20 protein-coding genes are annotated in these 19,949 nt (G+C 44.5%); 15 read left to right on the top strand and 5 right to left on the bottom strand.

Annotation, left to right across the window (positions count from 1 at the left end):
* Positions 1-115: 115 nt before the first annotated feature.
* From DUK53_RS03280 to DUK53_RS03260, 5 genes are all read left to right on the top strand, one after another.
* Complete coding sequence (locus DUK53_RS03280) at positions 116-2,005, top strand: ABC-F family ATP-binding cassette domain-containing protein (protein WP_036130804.1); 1,890 nt, start codon at positions 116-118, stop codon at positions 2,003-2,005.
* A 23-nt stretch (positions 2,006-2,028) separates the two neighbouring features.
* Entirely contained in the window at positions 2,029-2,973 is a 945-nt protein-coding gene (locus DUK53_RS03275; RefSeq protein WP_036130805.1) for a thymidylate synthase, read from the top strand.
* Between the two features lie 11 nt (positions 2,974-2,984).
* Positions 2,985-3,473, top strand: a complete 489-nt coding sequence (locus DUK53_RS03270) for a dihydrofolate reductase (protein ID WP_036130807.1) — start codon at positions 2,985-2,987, stop codon at positions 3,471-3,473.
* Entirely contained in the window at positions 3,473-3,766 is a 294-nt protein-coding gene (locus DUK53_RS03265) for a hypothetical protein (RefSeq protein WP_036130809.1), read from the top strand. Before DUK53_RS03270 ends, DUK53_RS03265 begins: the two co-directional genes overlap by 1 nt.
* A gap of 140 nt (positions 3,767-3,906) precedes the next feature.
* Positions 3,907-5,151, top strand: a complete 1,245-nt coding sequence (locus DUK53_RS03260; RefSeq protein WP_036093484.1) for an MFS transporter — start codon at positions 3,907-3,909, stop codon at positions 5,149-5,151.
* A gap of 50 nt (positions 5,152-5,201) precedes the next feature.
* On the opposite strand, the gene DUK53_RS03255 is transcribed toward DUK53_RS03260, so the two are convergent.
* From DUK53_RS03255 to ccpN, 4 genes are all read right to left on the bottom strand, one after another.
* Complete coding sequence (locus tag DUK53_RS03255) at positions 5,202-6,572, bottom strand: L-cystine transporter (RefSeq protein ID WP_124892554.1); 1,371 nt, start codon at positions 6,570-6,572, stop codon at positions 5,202-5,204.
* 826 nt (positions 6,573-7,398) lie between these two features.
* A complete protein-coding gene (gene ppdK / locus DUK53_RS03250; protein ID WP_036130814.1) occupies positions 7,399-10,035 on the bottom strand; it encodes a pyruvate, phosphate dikinase in 2,637 nt (878 codons plus the stop codon).
* A gap of 25 nt (positions 10,036-10,060) precedes the next feature.
* A complete protein-coding gene (locus DUK53_RS03245) occupies positions 10,061-10,864 on the bottom strand; it encodes a pyruvate, water dikinase regulatory protein (RefSeq protein WP_036131380.1) in 804 nt (267 codons plus the stop codon).
* Positions 10,865-10,877: 13 nt separating this feature from the next.
* Positions 10,878-11,495 carry a transcriptional regulator CcpN gene (gene ccpN / locus DUK53_RS03240; RefSeq protein ID WP_103034847.1) on the bottom strand — a complete coding sequence of 206 codons (618 nt, stop codon included), beginning with the start codon at positions 11,493-11,495 and terminating at the stop codon, positions 10,878-10,880.
* A 157-nt stretch (positions 11,496-11,652) separates the two neighbouring features.
* On the opposite strand from ccpN, the gene DUK53_RS03235 reads away from it, so the two are divergent.
* Entirely contained in the window at positions 11,653-12,741 is a 1,089-nt protein-coding gene (locus DUK53_RS03235; protein WP_036130816.1) for a low temperature requirement protein A, read from the top strand.
* A gap of 41 nt (positions 12,742-12,782) precedes the next feature.
* Here the strand turns inward: DUK53_RS03235 and trhA are convergent, their stop codons facing one another.
* On the bottom strand, positions 12,783-13,412 hold the full coding sequence (trhA, locus tag DUK53_RS03230) for a PAQR family membrane homeostasis protein TrhA (RefSeq protein WP_036093479.1): 630 nt from the start codon (positions 13,410-13,412) through the stop codon (positions 12,783-12,785).
* Between the two features lie 234 nt (positions 13,413-13,646).
* Between trhA and DUK53_RS03225 the strand changes: the two genes are divergently transcribed.
* The 9 genes from DUK53_RS03225 to DUK53_RS03185 all read left to right on the top strand — a co-directional run bounded on the left by DUK53_RS03225 (position 13,647) and on the right by DUK53_RS03185 (position 19,865).
* Positions 13,647-14,483, top strand: a complete 837-nt coding sequence (locus DUK53_RS03225) for a DegV family protein (RefSeq protein ID WP_036130818.1) — start codon at positions 13,647-13,649, stop codon at positions 14,481-14,483.
* Positions 14,484-14,497: 14 nt separating this feature from the next.
* Complete coding sequence (locus DUK53_RS03220; RefSeq protein ID WP_036131382.1) at positions 14,498-15,289, top strand: SGNH/GDSL hydrolase family protein; 792 nt, start codon at positions 14,498-14,500, stop codon at positions 15,287-15,289.
* A 15-nt stretch (positions 15,290-15,304) separates the two neighbouring features.
* Positions 15,305-15,910 carry a YpmS family protein gene (locus DUK53_RS03215; protein WP_236637253.1) on the top strand — a complete coding sequence of 202 codons (606 nt, stop codon included), beginning with the start codon at positions 15,305-15,307 and terminating at the stop codon, positions 15,908-15,910.
* Positions 15,911-15,927: 17 nt separating this feature from the next.
* Complete coding sequence (msrA, locus tag DUK53_RS03210) at positions 15,928-16,449, top strand: peptide-methionine (S)-S-oxide reductase MsrA (RefSeq protein ID WP_036093477.1); 522 nt, start codon at positions 15,928-15,930, stop codon at positions 16,447-16,449.
* A 6-nt stretch (positions 16,450-16,455) separates the two neighbouring features.
* On the top strand, positions 16,456-16,893 hold the full coding sequence (gene msrB / locus DUK53_RS03205; protein WP_036130819.1) for a peptide-methionine (R)-S-oxide reductase MsrB: 438 nt from the start codon (positions 16,456-16,458) through the stop codon (positions 16,891-16,893).
* 198 nt (positions 16,894-17,091) lie between these two features.
* On the top strand, positions 17,092-17,997 hold the full coding sequence (locus DUK53_RS03200) for a Gfo/Idh/MocA family protein (protein ID WP_052164839.1): 906 nt from the start codon (positions 17,092-17,094) through the stop codon (positions 17,995-17,997).
* A 21-nt stretch (positions 17,998-18,018) separates the two neighbouring features.
* On the top strand, positions 18,019-18,255 hold the full coding sequence (locus DUK53_RS03195) for a YozE family protein (protein ID WP_036093474.1): 237 nt from the start codon (positions 18,019-18,021) through the stop codon (positions 18,253-18,255).
* 2 nt (positions 18,256-18,257) lie between these two features.
* A complete protein-coding gene (gene deoD / locus DUK53_RS03190; RefSeq protein WP_036093473.1) occupies positions 18,258-18,959 on the top strand; it encodes a purine-nucleoside phosphorylase in 702 nt (233 codons plus the stop codon).
* Positions 18,960-18,992: 33 nt separating this feature from the next.
* Positions 18,993-19,865, top strand: coding sequence for a M15 family metallopeptidase (locus DUK53_RS03185; protein WP_077947542.1), 873 nt, complete (start codon positions 18,993-18,995; stop codon positions 19,863-19,865).
* The last annotated feature ends 84 nt before the right edge of the window (positions 19,866-19,949 follow it).

Here is a 19,949-nt window from a genome sequence, read left to right as displayed (position 1 = left end):
ATAGGTGAGAAGGAGCTGGGAATCTGAATGTGGATTTCCCAGCTTTTTTGTTGGTTGCTTAGTTGCCGAAACTTCGCTAAAATAGAAGAGACATATACGGAATGGATGGGAAGTAATGAAACAATTAAAAGTAGAAAATTTGACGAAGACATACGGCGAGAAAAGCCTTTTTGAAGATGTGACGTTTGCGATTACGGAAGGGGAGCGTATCGGGGTTATCGGTGTGAATGGTACTGGTAAATCGACGCTGCTTTCGATTATTGCTGGGATGGAAGAAGGCGATAAGGGCGCGATTACGAAGGCGAAGGATTACACGATTGGTTTCTTGGCGCAGGATCCAGTTTTGACGGACGAGCATACGGTACTGGAGGAAGTTTTCCAAGGGGAGACGCGGGCGCTTCAGGCGGTTAGGAAGTATGAGCAGGTGCTGCTTGAGATGGCGATTGATCCGGATGATACGAAGCTGCATGATCGGTTTACGGAGGCCCAGCACGCGATGGATGCGACAAATGCGTGGGATGTGAATACGGATGCGAAAACAATTTTAGACCGCTTAGGGATTACGGATTTGACGGCAAAAGTTGGTTCGCTATCTGGTGGGCAACGCAAGCGTGTAGGTCTTGCAAAAGTGATGATTGAAACGCCGGATTTGCTAATTTTGGATGAGCCTACCAACCATCTTGATTTTACGTCGATTCGGTTCTTGGAGGATTATTTGAATCGGTTCCGTGGTGCGGTTTTACTTGTGACGCATGATCGGTATTTCTTGGATCGCGTGACGAATCATATGCTGGAAATTGATCGAGGTACGGCATACCGCTACGTCGGGAACTACGAGAAATTTATGGAGTCGAAGGCGATTCGGATGGAAAATGAAATGCGTGAAGGCGAGAAGAATCGCAACTTGTATCGCAAAGAGCTTGCTTGGATGCGTCGCGGTGCGAAAGCTCGTTCTACGAAGCAAAAAGCACGTCAAGATCGCTTCTCGGATTTAGAGGGGAAAGTGAAATCGAAGACGGACGATACGGAATTGCAGCTTGATTTTGCGACGTCGCGGCTCGGTAAACAAGTATTTACGCTCGAAAATGTGGATAAGCGTTTTGCGGAGAAGCATGTTTTGCAGGACTTCAGCTTGATTATTCAGCCTGGGGAACGCATCGGGATTACTGGGAATAACGGGACTGGGAAATCGACATTGCTCAATATGTTGGCTGGTCGCGTGACGCCTGATGCTGGTGAAATTTCAACGGGGCAGACGGTTCGAATCGGTTATTATACGCAGCAAAATGAAGAAATGGACCCGGATCAGCGGATGATTGCATACTTGCAAGAAGCGAGTGAAGTCGTGAAAACATCGGACGGCGAAGTTGTGTCGGTTTCCAATATGTTAGAACGTTTTTTGTTTCCGCCAATTACGCACGGGAAGAAAATCGGTAGTTTATCGGGAGGCGAGAAGCGTCGTCTGTTCTTGTTGAAAATTTTGATGGAGCGTCCGAATGTACTCTTGCTGGATGAGCCGACGAATGACTTGGATACGCAGACGCTCACGGTTTTAGAGGATTATTTGGAGACGTTTAATGGAACGGTTATTACGGTCAGCCATGATCGCTACTTTTTGGATAAAATTGCTCGGAAACTGCTCGTGTTCACGGGAATTGGCCAAATTGAGACGTATTTGGGCGAGTATAGTGATTTCTTGACGGATTATGAGTCGCGCAAAGGAAAATCGAAAATGTTTGCGATGGAGCCGGAGAAGGAAGTTGTTGTGGAGGAGAAGCCAAAAGAGAAGGTCAAGCATACGTTTGAAGAGAAGCGTGAGTGGGCGGAAATTGAAGGTTTGATTGAGGCGCAAGAGGCTAAAATCACGACGATTAACGCGGATTTGGAAACGGTTGGTTCGGACTTTACGAAGGCGAATGAGCTTAATAGCGCGCTTTTAGAGGCGGAAACAGAGCTGGAACGTTTGATGGAGCGCTGGGAATATTTGTCGCAGTTTGCTGATTAAGTGAGAAGTGGGGGCATGAATGGATGAAGCAATATTTGGAGTTGGAGCGGTTTGTGTTGGAGAATGGCACGCAAAAAGGGGACCGGACGGGGACGGGGACGATTAGTACGTTCGGTTACCAAATGCGCTATGATTTGGCGGAAGGTTTCCCAATCATGACGACGAAACGTGTTCCTTTTAAATTGGTGGTCAGTGAATTGTTGTGGTTTTTGCATGGGGATACGAATATTCGTTACCTTTTGGAGCATAATAATAATATTTGGAATGAATGGGCGTTTGAGCGTTGGGTGAAGAGCCCGGATTATGCGGGGCCGGACATGACGGATTTTGGTTTGCGTGCGGAATCTGATGCGGCGTTTCAGGCGGTTTATTTGGAGGAGATGGCGAGCTTTAAGGCGCGGATTTTGGCGGATGACGCTTTTGCGGCGCAGTACGGTGAGCTTGGTAATATTTACGGGAAGCAGTGGCGGGAATGGCGGACGTCGACTGGTGAAACGATTGATCAGTTGGCAGATTTGATTGCGATGATTAAGACGAATCCGAATTCGCGACGCCTGATTGTGTCGGCTTGGAACCCAGAGGATGTGCCGAGTATGGCGTTACCGCCGTGTCATACGCTGTTTCAATTTTATGTGGCGGATGGGAAACTTAGTTGTCAGTTGTACCAGCGAAGTGCGGATATTTTTCTGGGCGTGCCGTTTAACATTGCTTCGTACGCGCTTTTGACGCATTTGATTGCACGGGAAACGGGTCTTGGCGTTGGTGAGTTTGTGCATACGATGGGAGACGCGCACCTTTATAATAACCATATTGAGCAGGTGAAGGAGCAGTTATCACGTGAACCGCGTGCGTTGCCAAAGCTTGTTTTATCGGATAAACCGGCATCGATTTTTGAGTTTGATGTAGCGGATGTGACGCTTGAGGGCTATGATCCGCATCCGGCGATTAAAGCGCCGATTTCAGTTTGAGGAGGACGACGATGTTAACGTTTATTTGGGCGCAGGACAAGGATGGCTATATTGGCAAGGACAATACGATGCCGTGGCGCTTGCCTGCTGATTTGCAGCATTTTAAGAAGGAAACGAACGGCCACACGATTGTGATGGGGCGTAAAACGTACGAATCGATTGGAAAAGCTTTGCCGAATCGGGAAACCATCGTTTTGACGCGTGATCAGAGCTATTCATTACCTGATGCAAAAGTGGTGCATTCGAAAGAGGCGGTACTGGAATTGGCAGCTGGAAAAACGGTGTTCATTACTGGTGGCGCGGAAATTTATCAGCTGTTTTTAGAAGATGCGGACGCTCTCATTGTGACGCATGTGGAAGCCAATTGCGGTGGGGATACACGTTTTCCGGCGATTCAGTGGTCTGATTGGAAGTTGACGAAGCGTGTGGACGGTGTTCGGGATACTAAAAATGAGCTTGATTTTTGGTACGGATGGTATGAAAAAATAGAGGTTGAGTAATGGATACGATGAAGGCAATGCGATTTAGATTTCACGTGCTAGGTTATTTTTTAGTGACCTTATTATTCGTGGGTGCAGGTCTAATGCTAGGAGCGAGCGGCGCGTCGGAGAGTAGTGTCGCGACGCTGTTCTCGTTTGCTAAATACATGGTACTGAGTTTGGTGGTCGGTGTCATTGGGATTTGGCGTGCGAAAGAGCTGGGCTCGCGTCTGTTTTTCATCTGGCTAGTCGTGATTCCGGTAGCGTATGTTTTATTTTTGATAATGGTCGTGATAACAAGGGCTCATTCGTAGTTCTTGTTTATTTCGGCTAACGCGTTTGTAAACCTTGTTCAAAATGAATAATTACAAGTATCTAGCCCTATGCTAAATTATAAGAATATATCGAAAACATGAGATTGTTCCTATAATTGAAAAGTGGGTGATTTGTAACAATGTTTTTTAAAAATGCAAAATGGCGAGCTAGTGGCACAGTGTTGGTTTTATTATGGTTTTGTTGGTTGTTATCGTTTTTAGATCGGATGGTCATAACGGTGGCTTTACCTTACATAGCGGAGGATTTTGAGTTGACATCCACGCATCAGGGGCTAATTATTAGTACCTTTTTTATGGGTTATGCGCTGTTCCAGATTCCAGGTGGAATGCTTGCGGACCGGTTTGGCTTTCGTAAAATGACGAGTATTGCAGTTGGCTTTTGGTCGCTATTCACGATGCTGACAGGGGTTATTTTTTATTATCCTCTATTTTTAGGGGTTCGGTTTTTCTTCGGGCTTGGTGAGGCGCCACTTCCTGGATCTTCTTATAAAGCGATTGCGACTTATTATCCAAAACGGCTTCGTGGCCGCATGACGAGTATTCAATCGACGGTCAACACGTTGGGGCCGGCTTTTGCGAGTGTGCTAGCGGCTTATTTTATTAGTGTTTTTGGTTGGCGGCATTTATTTATTTTTCTAGCGATTCCGGGTTTTGTTGTGGCATTCTTGTTTTACCGATTGGTGCGGGATAATCCGAAAGATAACCCACGAATGAGCGCAGAGGCGTTGCAGGAGCTAGAGGAAGATGAGCCGACCGTGAATGTGACTAAGCCAAAAGCGAAGATGTCGACGATTTTCAAAAATAGTTTGGTCTGGAAAGCGGGACTCGTTTGGTTTTTCTTTGATCTTACTTTTTGGGGCTTCACTTCTTGGTTGCCGTCTTATTTGATGAATGAGCGGAACTTGAGTTTGCAGGCGACGGGGTTTTATAATGCGCTGCCGTATCTTGTTGGAACGGTTGCGATGCTTCTTGGTGGGGCAATGTCGGACCGATTTAAAGAACAGCGCCGGTTTATTTTTGCGATTTCGATATTGGTTGCAGCGGTTTCGTTATTTTTCATTATTAAAGTGCCTTCCATCGAGTTAGCGCTTGTACTACAATGTGTGACGGCGTGGTTCCTATTTTTATCGCAGGGTATCTTTTGGGGAATTGTCGTCGATATTTTGCCAACAGATCAGATGGCGACGGGGTCATCGGTGGTGAACTGCTTAGGCTCAATTGCAGGAATTGTATCACCTATTTTCATCGGGAAATTACTCGATATTTCAGGAGGTTCTTACGCGACAACTTTTACGTACTTGGCGATTTGTCTCGTGTTAGCAGGATTGATTGTACCGACATTAAAAACCCAGAAAACAATATAAAAATGGCGTTAAGTCAAGGTTTGGGTCCTTGATTTAACGCCATTTTCATTTTATGCTTCTGCCAATGTTGGTTCTTCTTCTTTTAGTTCACCGGTAGCTTTACTTGTGACAAGTCCGGCCACCATACTATCGCTTACGTTCAGCGCTGTACGGCCCATATCGATTAGTGGCTCGATCGAAATCAAGACACCAGCGAGTCCGATTGGCAAGTTCAGCGTGGAGAGCACGATGATTGCGGCAAATGTTGCACCGCCACCAACACCAGCAACGCCGAATGAGCTGATTGCAACAACAAGCACGACGGTTAAAATGAATTTCCACGAAAATGGATCAATCCCAGCCGCAGGAGCAATCATAATCGCAAGCATTGCCGGGTAAATCCCAGCACAGCCGTTTTGCCCGATAGATAAACCGAATGATGCAGCAAAATTGGCAATACCTTCTGGCACGCCTAATTTTTTCTGCGTATCAATATTCAGTGGAATCGCACCAGCACTCGTTCTAGAAGTGAAGGCGAACGTCAAAACGGGTAGTGATTTACGAATATACGTCATCGGGCTAGTTCCTGTGAAAGCGACAATCACGAGATGGATAACGAACATCGCGATAAGCGCTGCGTACGAAGCGAGCACGAAATTTCCGAGTTTTAAAATCGCGGACGTATCACTAAGGGCAACAGTACTTGTCATAATCGCAAAAACACCATAAGGAGTCAGGCGAAGAATCAGCTTCACGATACGAAGAATAATCACATAAATCGCATCGACACCTTTCGCAAAAGTAGCGGCTTCTTCGGGTTGCTTGCGCTGTACACCGAGGAAAGCGGCGCCGATAAACGCTGCGAAAATAACGACGGCAACTGTGGAAGTCGCACGCGCACCAGTGAAATCAAGGAATGGATTAGCAGGCAAGAGCTCCACGATTTTTTGCGGGAACGATAGATCGCTAATTCCTGCAAATTTATCTTGAAGTTCCGTTGCACGAGCTGCTTCGGTTGCACCTTGTGAAATATTGCTAGCATCAAGATGGAATAAAAGAGCCGCCCCGATACCGACGAAAGCGGCGATGGCAGCCGTGATAACAAGCGTGCCGATAATCCACATACCAACTTTTGCGATATTGGTTTTTAGTTGAAGCCGTGTAAAAGCAGTGACGATGGAGATGAAGATAAGCGGGATGGCGATCATTTGCAGCAGTTTGACATATCCGCCACCGATGATTCCTAGCCATTCCGTCGTTTGCGTTGTGACATTAGATGCCGCGCCATAAATAAATTGCAAGACAAAACCTGCGACAATACCGATACCAAGCGCTAAAAGTACCCGTTTTGAAAATGAAACATGACGCTTCGCCAGCCAGCCAAAAACAAAAACGATGATGGCCGCTACGACTAAATTAATAATTAAAAATGCTGTGTCCATGTAAAAAGTCCTCCCTTTTTTAACCCCAGAAATTATGAAAGTATATAATCCCGATAAGATTTGTTGGTATTAGATTACATGGAAAAAGGAGGTTTGTCAAGGATGAAAAGCTGAAGAAGCCCGTTAGCCCCGAAAAAATTTGTTAGGGGGCGCAGTAAAAGTCCTCCTTTGACTTTTGCGGAGGCCACGAAAATTTCCGAGAGTCTGGTAATAGGAAGGCAGTTTCATTGCATTCCACTTCATATTGAGGTTCTAAAAAAGCACACGACGCTTTTCAAGAACCACAACAAAGCTGGATCTGAAAGCGATGATAAGTCAAAACACGGAGCGTTCCCGCGAACAAGATTGCCAGATTATGAACGACTACCAAATCATTATTAGTCCGCCGTCCAGATTTATTGGCGCACAAGGAACGAATGCTCGCTTTGCTCGCACTCATATTGACACTCTAAGGAAACAAAATACGCTTCCTAAGAGTGTCAACAATTTCCGAGAGACTGGGAATAGGAAGGCAGTTTCATTGCATTCCACTGCATATTGAGGTTCTAAAAAAGCACACGACGCTTTTCAAGAACCACAACAAAGCTGGATCTGAAAGCGATGATAAGTCAAAACACGGAGCGTTCCCGCGAATAAGATTGCCGGTTTATGAACGACTGCCAAATCATTATTAGTCCGTCGTCCAGATTTGTTGGAGTACAAGGAACGAATGCTCGCTTTGCTTACACTCATATTGGCACTTTAAGGAAACAAAATGCGCCATAAGCCCCTCAACAAAAACCCCCGACCAGCGATTTTCACATCACTACTCGGGGCTCTCATCCTTCTAAACGTTCACTTTCTCCCGCTCCTCCAAAATCGATGCCTGAGCCGCTGCAATCCGCGCAATCGGAATCCGGTACGGCGAGCAAGAAACATACTGCAATCCTAACTGATGGAAAAACTGAATTGATGCAGGATCTCCGCCATGTTCTCCACAAACGCCCATCTTAAGCGCCGGATTCGTCATCCGCCCTCGTTGCACCGCAGTTGTCACCAGCGCACCGACACCTTTTTGATCAATCGATTGGAACGGATCTGTCGGCAAAATTTTCTGTTCTTGATACGCGTACAAGAATTTATTCGCGTCATCTCTAGAAAAACCAAACGTCAATTGCGTCAGGTCATTTGTCCCAAAGCTGAAAAATTGTGCCTCTTCCGCAATCTCATCTGCTGTAACGCATGCGCGAGGAATTTCAATCATCGTCCCAATATCGAATGGCAACACCAACTGTTCTTTTCGGAATATTGTTTGAATCGCTTCTTTCAGCTGGTTCTTAATAATCGCGATTTCTTCTCTGCTAGAAACGAGGGGGACCATAATCTCAGGGTATACCGCAATCCCTTCATCATGAATCTGAATCGCGCTTTCCATAATGGCTTCGGCTTGCATGATATAAATTTCTGGGAACGTGATAGCCAGACGACAACCGCGATGCCCAAGCATTGGATTCGTTTCCGCTAAATCCTGAACGCGTTGCCTAATTTCCTCAGCTGGTTTCCCGATTTCTCGCGCTAATTTTTCAATATCACGATCCGTTTTCGGTAAAAATTCATGTAGTGGTGGATCAAGCAGGCGAATATTTACGGGTTTTCCATCAGCAGCTCGGAAAATACCTACAAAATCCGTTTTTTGCATCTCTTTCAGATGGGCTAGGGCAATCATTCTTTCTTCTTTTGTCTCCGCGATAATCATTTGACGTACGTGTGGAATTCGGTCTTCTTGGAAAAACATGTGCTCTGTTCGGCAAAGCCCAACACCTTCCGCACCAAAATGCAATCCGACTTCCAAATCTTCAGGAGAATCTGCATTAACACGAATAATAAGCCTCTTCGTCTCATTCACCCAGCTCATCAGTTCTTCAAAATGACCACCGATTTCTGTCTCGACAAGTGGGATTTCACCGAGATAAATACTTCCAGTCGAACCGTTAAGTGAGAGGAAATCACCTTCCGTAAGCGTAGCCGTCGCGCTTTGCATCATTTTTTTCGTTTCATCAATCGCAATCGCATCGCATCCCGCCACACAACATTTCCCCATACCTCGAGCAACAACAGCCGCATGCGATGTCATACCACCGTGTGCTGTCAAAATCGCCACACTTTTCGCCATGCCTTCAATGTCTTCGGGCGAGGTTTCGTTGCGCACGAGCACGACTTTTTCGCCACGTTCAGCGGCTTCAACGGCATCTTCTGCATTAAAATAAATTTGGCCGGTCGCAGCACCCGGAGAAGCTGGCAGGCCAGTTGCAAGTGACGTCGCGGCACGCAAACTCGCTTCATCAAAAGAAGGATGGAGTAGCTGATCAATTTGAGCCGTATCGATCCGCATAATCGCTTCCTCTTTTGTCAATTTCCCTTCATGCACAAGGTCCACCGCAATGTTGATTGCCGCTTGCGCCGTCCGCTTCCCATTTCGCGTCTGCAGCACAAACAGTTCGCCTTTTTCAATGGTGAATTCAATATCTTGCATGTCCAAATAATGCAGTTCAAGCAAGGCAGCAACGTCGAGCAATTGTTTGTAAACCTCAGGCATCGTATCTTCCAAATGTGAAATCGGCTCTGGCGTCCTAATCCCGGCAACGACATCTTCTCCTTGCGCGTTCAACAAATATTCACCGAAAAAGATATTTTCGCCTGTCGAAGGATTTCGTGTAAAAGCAATTCCTGTTCCGCTCGTGTCGCCAGTATTTCCAAACACCATCGATTGAATATTGACAGCGGTTCCAAGTTGATTATCAATGTGATGGAGGCGACGATAAATGGCTGCTCTCGGATTTTCCCAAGAATCAAAAACAGCGGTAATCGACAAGCGCAGTTGGTCGAAAGGATCCTGCGGGAAATCACGACCAGAAGCACTGACATAAAGCGCTTTATACGTAGCAATCAAGTCCCGCAAATCCTCGGCAGAAAGCTCTGTATCGAGCGTATAATTTTTCTGTGCTTTTAGATCAGTAAGCGCTTGCTCGAAACGGTAACTAGGAATTTGAAAAACGACATCGCCGAACATCTGGATAAAGCGGCGGTAGCAATCATAGCTCGAACGCGCGTCATTGGTGGCCTTTACAAGCCCAAGAATCGATTGATCGTTCAGTCCCAGATTAAGAATTGTATCCATCATTCCTGGCATCGAAAAAGGGGCGCCTGAACGTACGGAGATGAGAAGCGGATTCGTAGCATCGCCAAATTTCTTCCCAGTCTCTTCCTCCAAAATGTGTAGATGTGTCATCATTTCAGCATAAATATCGTCCGATAAGTATTGATGGTGCTCATTATAGTCTTTACAAGCCTCCGTTGTAATCGTAAAGCCAGGCGGGACGGGCAGTCCAATATTCGTCATTTCGGCCAAGTTGGCACCTTTTCCACCTAATAAGTACTTCATTTCCTTCGAACCTTCATTAAAATGATACACAAATTTTCTCAAAATAGTCACCTCTAACATTAGATTTTTATTTCACTTTTTCAATGATTAGGGCTGCAGTTTCTTCGATAGCTTTGTCCTCTACTTGAATGATACGGCACCCGAGTTGTTTAAAAATGCGATATCCGTAGTCGAGTTCCTCTAAAATCCGATTTTCACTAGAGTAACTGCTCGTTTCGTCTAAACCAATCGATTTTAGGCGTACTTTGCGAATGGCGGAGAGTTTTTCTGGACTGTTTGTCAGGCCGATAATGCGATTTCTTGGGATTTGGGTGAGTTCTGTTGGAATCGGCACCTCTGGAACGAGCGGGACATTGGCGACTTTGTAATTTTGGTTGGCGAGATAACTGCTGAGCGGTGTTTTACTTGTGCGGGAAATGCCGATGAGTACGATATCTGCTTCCAGTAAACCTCGTGGATCCTTGCAATCGTCGTATTTAACGGCAAATTCGATAGCGGCGATTCGGTCGAAATAATGTTGATCAAGCCTGCGCATATTACCGGGATCTTCTTTGGATTGCTGTCCCGTTTTTTGCTCGATAGCTTTGGTGAGATTGGACACAAGATCGATGCAGGGCATGTCGTGTTGTGCACAATAATCGCTAGAAATGCTGCCTAACCGCTTTTGCACTAACGTTTGGACGATAATCGCATCTGCTTTTCGGGCCTCTTCTAAAATTTCCAGCAACGCTTCTTCGTCTCGAACAAAGGCGTGGCGGCGTATATCAGTGCCACCTTCCAATGTAAATTGAGCAGTTGAAGCGCGAATAAGGTGTTGTGCGGTTTCTCCGATGGCATCTGAAATAACATAAATGATGACAGTAGACTTCATTTTTACCTCCGATTTATTCATTTTTGAACGTATCCACGAAAAGTTGCGTCAATCGTGTTTTAGAAACTTTTCCAATGGCTTTTTTGCCATCCATAACAGGCAAGGAGTCAATCTGATGAATCACGAGTTGTTGCGCTGCGTAGAGGGCAGAGTCTGTTTTTGTGACAGTTAAAATATTGGGCATCCGCGTCATAATCGTCGCAATTGGTGTCGCCTTTTTGTCGGTATCTGCAAGTGCACCTTTTAGCAAGTCTTTGCGAGAAACAATGCCGATCAGTTCGGTCGCCTCGATCACGTATAAACTACCAGTATCCTCTAAAAAAAGCGTGACAATCGCATCGTGAATCGAGGTTTCTTTCGTTACGAAAACTGGTGTCGTCATAATTTCGGCTACCTTCAGATGGCGAATATCTTCATAGATAGTAGGATTTAAATCGAGCCCCGAATAAAAATAACCAACTTTCGGACGGGCATCTAAAATACCAGTCATCGTCAAAATCGACAAATCAGCGCGTATCGTGGCACGCGTTAACTCCAGCGAACGTGCTATTTGGTCGCCTGTTGCGGGTTCGTTTACTTTTACAAATTCGATGATGGCTAGTTGTCGTGCTGAGAGCTTTATTTGGCTCACCTCATTTCGATATAGGATATGCTGTTTATTATATAGTATGACATAATAGAATGCAAATGTTTAATGTGTCATACTAATTAAAAATAAGAGTTCCTATTTTTGCTTCCGACGCAGAGCTTCGTTATAATTAGCGAAAGAAAAGGGAGGGCGATTTTTTGTGCCGAAGAAAGTAACGTGGCTGGAGCTATTTTTTGATTTATTATTTGTCGGGGCAATCGCGTCTGTCACGCATGTTCTGCTTTATATAGAAGATGGCGTGGTCGATGCGAGTGTTTTTTGGAAGTTTGTGCTGATGTTTGTGCCGTTATGGTGGGCTTGGACGGGACAGACGTTATTTATCAATCGCTATGGCAATGATTTGTTACCACAACGATTGCTTATTGGACTCGAAATCATGTTTGTATTATTAATGATTTCAAGCTTCAATATTCATTTTGATGAGACGTATATCACTTTTTTCATTGGTTATATCGGATTGAGGATGATTACGGCGATACAATATCTTTTTGCCGCAAAAAAAGAAAAAGCGGCTCGTCGGAATGTGGCGCTTTTTCTAGGAAAATATTTCTGGATTGGGATTTTCATATCTTCCATCTCGCTATTTTTAGATGGAGAATGGCGTTATATCATGCTTTACGCAGGAATTGTGCTGGATATTCTGGTACCGCTGATAGGGCGAAAGCGATTGCGACAAGTCCCGATTCACACGGAGCATTTATTGGAACGCTTTGGTTTATTCACGATTATTCTGTTGGGAGAATCGATTGTTGCGATTATTTCTGTGTTGTCGACGGAAGTGATGGACGCGGGCCTGATCTTTTATGCAGCCTGCGCGATTGTTTTGGTATTACTGATTTGGTGGCAGTATTTCGATAATCTGGAGAAAAAATTAGATAAGGAACAGCAAACAGCAGGGCAACTGATTATTTATGGACACTTATTCCTGTTTTTATCGCTCTCGACGACGGCGGCAGGTATCAAAATGCTTGTTTTGCCAGATATATCGTACCATTTCGTTGTTTTCTTCCTGTTTAGCTCGGTTTTGGTGTACGTTCTTGCTTTTTCAGGAACATTTCATCTATATCGGGTTCCAGAAGAACGGCTTGCGTGGATACATTTGGCGCTGTTTATCGGTTTACTCGTAGCGTTATTTGTTCTCGTTTGGTTCGTGGTGCTTTCTCCTGCGCTCGTATTATTGGTTTTATGTCTTTTTTTCCTCGTTTTTGGAATGATAACATCCAAATGAAGCAAACAAAGGCATCCACTTTCGCGGATGCCTTTTCAAAATTATACGTAAAACAAAATACAGAAATACATAAATCCTGTGCCTGCGATGACGAACAAATGCCAAATCGCGTGCATGTACGGAACTTTTGGAATGCTGTAAAAAACCGCGCCGACGGTAAACATGATTCCGCCGGTGACGAGCAACCAAAATCCGACTGGTTCCAGTGTTAAATAGAGCGGCTTAATGGCAATCATGACGAGCCAGCCCATCAATAGATAGAAAAGCGTCGAAACGAGTTTCCATTTTCCGAGCAAAAAGCATTTATACACGATTCCTGCTGCGGCAAGTCCCCAAATGACGCCGAATAATGTCCAGCCGAGCGATCCTTGTAGTGTGATCAAAACAAGTGGTGTGTAAGATCCGGCAATCAAAACGTAGATGGCGACATGATCCAAAATATTGAATAATTGTTTCGCTTTTCCTGGCTTGAAACTGTGTAGCATCGTCGAGCAGAAATACAATAACATCAATGAAATACCATAAATTAAAAAACTGACTAAATAAATCGGGTTATCCCGCTGTACTGCGAAAACAATGAGCATCACTAGAGCTGGAATACTAAGTAAAAAACCAACGCCATGTGTGACCGCATTTGCGACTTCTTCTTTCCAATTGTACGCTTCGTGCATGTTTATCACCAAACTTTTCTGAAAAATTAAATTTTCTATTCTTGTTCTTATCATACGCCTTTTTCGAGAAAATAGAAAGTGAAAAAAAGCCTTGAAAGTTTAAGATAGTGTAAAGAATACCAAAACCATCGTTCTTAGGTACAACTTCCGCCTGATATTTAGCTATTAGAATAGTACTATTGTGATTTTCTTGCTATAATAGAAAGAAGAAATCTAGAATTGGATGTGGAAATAATGACAAAAATAAAAATTGTGACTGATTCAACAGCAGGATTAACGCCAGAAGAAGTGGCGAAATATAACATTCATATTCTACCGTTAACCGTCGAAATTGATGGAGAAACATACAATGCGACGGACATTGAGCCAGCTGAATTTATGGCAAAAATGGCAGCTTCGAAACAACTTCCTAAATCATCGCAACCAGCAATTGGAAATATTGTAGCCTTATTTGAGGAATTAACAGCGGATGGTAGTGAAGTATTAGCCATTCATTTAACGGAGAAACTAAGTGGTACGGTGTTAACGGCGCAACAAGCCGCAGATATGGTGGATGGCAAAGTAACAGTCATCGATTCGGATTACATCGCCCGTGCTTTGGCGTTTCAGGTTATTGAAGCGGCGAAAATGGCGAAAACTGGAACAAATACGGTAGAAGACATTTTAACAAAAATATCATCGATTCGCGCGAAAACAAAGCTTTATATTTGCGTTGTGACCCTCGAAAACCTCATTAAAGGTGGGCGTGTCGGCAGAATGCAAGGTATTATTGGAAGTCTCTTGAACATCAAGTTGATTGCCAAATTACAAGACGGCGCACTTGTTGAAGAAGCTAAGATTCGCAGTAAGAAAAAAACGATGGATTATTTAGTGGACGTATTAAAAGCAGAAACGAAGAAGGTCAAGGAATTCAACGTGGTACACGCGAATGGGTTGCAGATGGCCGAAGAAATCAGAGCACATGCGAAAGAAATTTTCCACTTGCCGGAAGTATTGTTGTTAAATGCCGATTCGGTTATCTCAACACATGCTGGAAACGGCGCGTTTGCGATGATTTACTATACAGAGTAGGTTAGGTGAAGACGTTGAATAAGAAAAAATATTGGCTCGCGGGGATTGCTATCATCATCCTCGCGGCCATTCTTACCTTTTATTTTATCCAAAAAGAGCAGGAGAGAAAGCGTGAAGAAGCGCGTGTTTCAATCAACCTTGTCGCGATGGGAGATTCGTTAACAGAAGGTTCTGGCGATGAGGAAAACGATAGCGGTTACGTCGGGATTATTAAGACCAAATTAGCCAAGCGTGAAGATGTGAGAAGTGTGACGACGGAGAACTATGGTGTCGGCGGTAATCGGGTGGACCAGTTGCTGAAACGTTTGGATACACAACCTGATTTTCAAGATGATGTGAAAGCTGCCAATGCGATTTCAATCACGATTGGTGGGAACGATGTGGTGAAAGTCATTCGTTCTAAATTATTGGATGCGAAGAAATCCGATTTTACGAAGGCGAATGAGAAATTTGACGCCAATTTGATGAAACTTTTGGATGACATTCGCGATTTGAATCCAGATGCGCCGATATACTTGTTTGGTATTTATAATCCGTATACGACTTATTTTAGCGAGATGAAGGTGCTTGACGATATTATTAGCGAGTGGAATGCCTCAACAAAAGAGACATTGGCAAAGGTGAATGATACGCATTTTATTTCGGTGAATAAGCAGTTGGAAGAGCGTTCTGCAACGAAAGAAGGAAAGGCAAATCCGAATCTTTCAGACGATTTGTTTCATCCAAATCATGCCGGCTATCAGAAAATGGCGGATGCTTTATACAAACAAATGGTGACATCGATTCAAAATGGAAATATAGAGTAGAGAAGGTGACGGCTGTTGAGGTCAAAAGATAAGCAAACAAACTACTGGAAATGGGCGTTTCTGACGTTTGTCGGGATTTTAATAATCAGCATTGGTTGGATTTATATGTCGATATTCTGGTTTTCGCCACATGTGCCGGAAGATGCGGGGCGGATGGTGAGCACGAAGGATATGGTGGAATTTCCAACATCAACGAATAAGGCGGATTTGAATGCTTTAATTGCGCATTATTTGCAGGATTTTCAGAAAGATAATGATGCGGATATCAAATATGACGTGTATTTAGCGGATGATGTTGTTTTTACTGCGGAGGCTCATTTTTTGGGACAGCCAGTGGATCTTGGGCTTAATTTTACGCCAACTTTGCGGAAGGATGGCGTGATTGTTTTGCAGCAAGTGGATCTGAGAATTGGGGCGTTACCGCTTCCGGTTTCTGTTGCGATGAAATATGTGCAGAATCAGGTGGAATTGCCGGATTGGGTAACGGTTTCGCCAAAACGTAAGAAAATTTATTTGGATATGAATAAATTGAAACTAAAAGGTGACATGCGAGTACGTGTGGATGCGCTTGATTTGAAGAAAGACGATATTTCGTTTACACTATTGGTACCGACGAAATAAGATGGGGAGGTAAGATAATGAGTGAAAAAGCAATTTTTGCGGGTGGCTGTTTTTGGTGTATGATTAAGCCGTTTGATACGCAACCAGGGATTGAGAGTGTTGTGGCGGGTTATACGGGTGGCCATACGGTGAATCCGACGTATAAAGAGGTTTGTAGTGAGACGACCGGGCACACGGAGGCTGTTGAAATTACGTTTGATCCGGCTGTTTTTCCATATGAGAAGTTAGTGGAGGTATATTGGCAACAGACGGACCCGACGGATGCTGGTGGTCAGTTTGTGGATCGTGGCTCGTCGTACCGTCCTGTTATTTTCTATACATCAGAGGAACAGCGCGTGATAGCGGAGAAATCGAAGGCCGGTTTGGATGCGAGTGGGCGTTTTAAGCGGCCTGTCGTGACGGAAATCGAGAAGGCTGGGCCATTTTATGTGGCGGAGGAGTATCATCAAGATTTTTATAAGAAGGATCCGAATCATTATAAGAACTACCGCAGTCATTCGGGACGTGACCCATTTATCGATGCCAATTGGAAAGGGTGATTTGCTGTGAATCAAGAGGAGAAAGCGAAACGGTTGAAAGAACTAGACGAATTGCAGTATCAAGTGACACAGAAAAACGGCACGGAAAGCCCGTTTAAAAACGAGTTTTGGGATAATAATCAAGCGGGAATTTATGTGGATATCGTGTCTGGTAAGCCGTTGTTTTCGTCACTGGACCAATATGATGCTGGATGCGGTTGGCCAAGTTTTACGAAACCGATTGATGCGCTTGAGGTGTTGGAAAAACGAGATTTGTCGCACGGGATGATTCGGACGGAGGTTCGCTCGGTGGATGCCGATTCGCATTTGGGTCATATTTTCCCGGATGGACCGCGTGAATCGGGTGGCATGCGTTATTGCATTAACTCGGCGGCGCTTCGTTTTGTACCGAAAGATGCGCTTGAAGAAGAAGGATATGGCGAATATTTACCATTTTTTGTGTGATAATTCGTATTTTTAATGAGGCTTGGATAAAAGCTTGCGTAAAGCCGAGGACTAGCATACCTCTCTATATATTGGGAGGAGTGTGCTTGGCTTTACGCAAATCGAGCGTATGTCCTATCTTCAACATTGAATACCCCTGCTAAGTTGTGATAGAATTGGTAGGGGTATTAGTTTGTATTTTTTCGAGGAGGAATGACGATGCAAAAAATTGCTGTGCTTGGTTTAGGTGGGATTGCGCAGAAGGCTTATTTACCGGTGTTTGCGCATTTAGATAATGTGGAAGTGCATTTGTTTACGCGAGATTCTCAGAAGTTGAAGGCGATTAGTGAAAAATATCGTTTTCATAATACGCATCATTCGGTGGATTCGATGATTCGTGCGCAGGTGGATGCGGCGTTTGTACATACGTCGACGGCAAGCCATCCGGAGATTGTTCGTGCATTTTTGGAGGCTGGTATTCCGGTTTATGTGGATAAGCCAGTGGCGGATGATTATGAAACGACGAAGGAATTAATCGAGCTAGCGGAAGCGAAAAATACGTTATTGATGGTTGGCTTTAATCGTCGTTTTGCGCCTCGATATGCGGCTTTGGCGGAGAAAACGGATACGAATATGATCTTGATGCAAAAACACCGAAAAGCGCAGGCAAGTGAGCCTCGGGTATTTATCTTTGATGATTTTATTCATGTGGTGGATACGGTGCTTCATTTGTTGGACGCGCCAGTGGAGAAGATGACGGTTTTCCCGACGATGAATGGGGATTTGTTATCAGCGATTACGGTGCAGTTTTTGGCGAATGGTCGGACGGCGACGGCGATGATGAACCGGGAAAGTGGTACGAGCGAGGAGCGTTTGACGGTATTTACGCCGGATGCGAAATGGGAAGTGGAGCATGTGACGGAGCTGCATGTCTATGAAGGAACGGGTCATTCAGTTGTGCGTTTCGGTGACTGGGAGACGACGCTTTATAAACGCGGATTCGAGTCGATTATTACGGACTTTTTGACTGCGGTACGTGAAGGTAAGGCGGAACCTGTTTCGAAAAAATCAGCGCTTGAAACACATCGGATTTGTGAAGAAATTTTACAGCATGTGCCGCGTTGACAAAAGAGAGGAATGGACAGCTTGGGACGATCGTTTTATCACTATTTAATGACTTATCGCGATACCATCAAACGTGATGCGGCGACGAAATTTGCGAATGATGCTTTTAAAGATCATAGTTTTCCGAAGCAGTCTACTGATTATTATGAGTTGTGTGAGTATTTGGAGCTTAATGCTTCGTATATTCCGAGCATGACGTTGTTTGATGATTTATGGGGTAACTATATTTTGGATGAAGAAAAAAATGGGAGGCGTTAAGATTGAGTATTCATATTGAGGCGAAACAAGGCGAGATTGCAGAAACGATTCTTTTACCGGGAGATCCGTTGCGTGCGAAATACATTGCGGAGACTTTTTTAGAGGACGTTATTTGCTTTAATGAGGTTCGTAATATGTTTGGATATACGGGGACATATAAAGGGAAGCGGGTATCGGTGATGGGAACTGGTATGGGGATTCCGTCGATTTCGATTTATGTGAACGAGTTGATTCAAAGTTATGATGTGAAAAATTTGATTCGTGTGGGTACGATGGGCGCGATTCAAAAAGACGTGAAGGTTCGCGATGTGGTGATTGCGCAAGCGGCTTCAACGGATTCACAAATTAATCGCAATACGTTTGCGGGCGTTGATTTTGCGCCAGTGGCTGATTTTGATTTGTTGAAAAATGCGTATGATGCGGGACTTGAAAAAGGCTTAGCGATGCGTGTGGGGAATGTTTTTTCATCGGATCGTTTTTATAATGAGCAGTTGGATAAGCAACAATTAGCGGATCATGGCGTGCTTGGAATCGAGATGGAAGCGGCGGCGCTTTACACGATTGCTCAGAAATTTGGGCGTAAAGCACTGGCGATTTTGACGGTGAGTGACCATATTTTTACTGGGGAAGAAACGACGGCGGAAGAGCGCCAAACGACTTTTAACGATATGATTGTGGTTGCGTTAGAATCTACGTTGAAGTAGGGAGAATCTAACGAAAGAAGGTTACAAAACAAGATGATGCATTTTATTTCATTCATGATAGCGCTGAGTTTGGCAGGTTTTCATACATCAGCTGATTATTTAGCGGGAGATATCGAGAAGCCAGCCGCGGAGACAGAAACGGCGAAAACAGACACGAACACAGAGGCGGAAAAAGAAACCGAAACAAAGACTGAAAAGGAAACGGGCGGTAAGGATTATCAAAATGATCCGCTTTATCCGTATATTGCCCAGCAGAATAAATTAGAGGAAAAAGATGGTGTTCAGTATATTACGAACCCGGAAAATATTTTGGTGCTTGCGAATAAAGAGTATTCGTTGCAATCTTCTTATTCGCCACCTGATTTAGTGCGTCCGAATGTGACGTTCTCGTTTGGTGATGCGCAGGTTGAAAAAGCGCAGATGCGTAAGGAAGCGGGCTCGCAACTAGAAGCGATGTTTACGGCGGCGAAGCAAGATGGCTTAACGCTTTATGCTGTGTCGGGCTACCGTTCGTACAAGCGCCAACAGGAAGTTTTTAGTGCGGAAGTTGCTGCGAAGGGCGAGGCGAAAGCGAAGGAGGCTGTTGCTGTTCCTGGAACGAGTGAACATCAGACGGGTCTTGCGATGGATATTTCATCGCGTGATCAAGGGTTTAACTTGACAGAGGCTTTTGGTGAGACGCCTGAGGGGCAATGGTTACAGAAGAACGCGCATAATTATGGTTTTATTTTGCGGTATATGAAAGGCAAAGAAGCTGTGACGCAGTATCAATATGAATCTTGGCATTATCGCTATGTCGGGAAGGATGCGGCGACAATTATTTATGAGAATGATTGGACGCTTGAGGAATTTTTCCAGCATGTGCAGGTGTTGCAGAAGAAAATTGATGGTGGAACGGCGAAATAAGATGAGAGAATCTTCACGTGATGTGGGGGTTCTTTTTTTGTTAGAAACAAGTGAGTTGACTTATATACCCCCTGTAGGTATAAT

The sequence above is a fragment of the Listeria sp. SHR_NRA_18 genome, from assembly GCF_003856515.1.
GTDB lineage: Bacteria > Bacillota > Bacilli > Lactobacillales > Listeriaceae > Listeria_A > Listeria_A newyorkensis.
The sequence above is the reverse complement of the archived record's forward strand: the minus strand, read 5'-3'. Positions and strand labels throughout refer to the sequence as shown.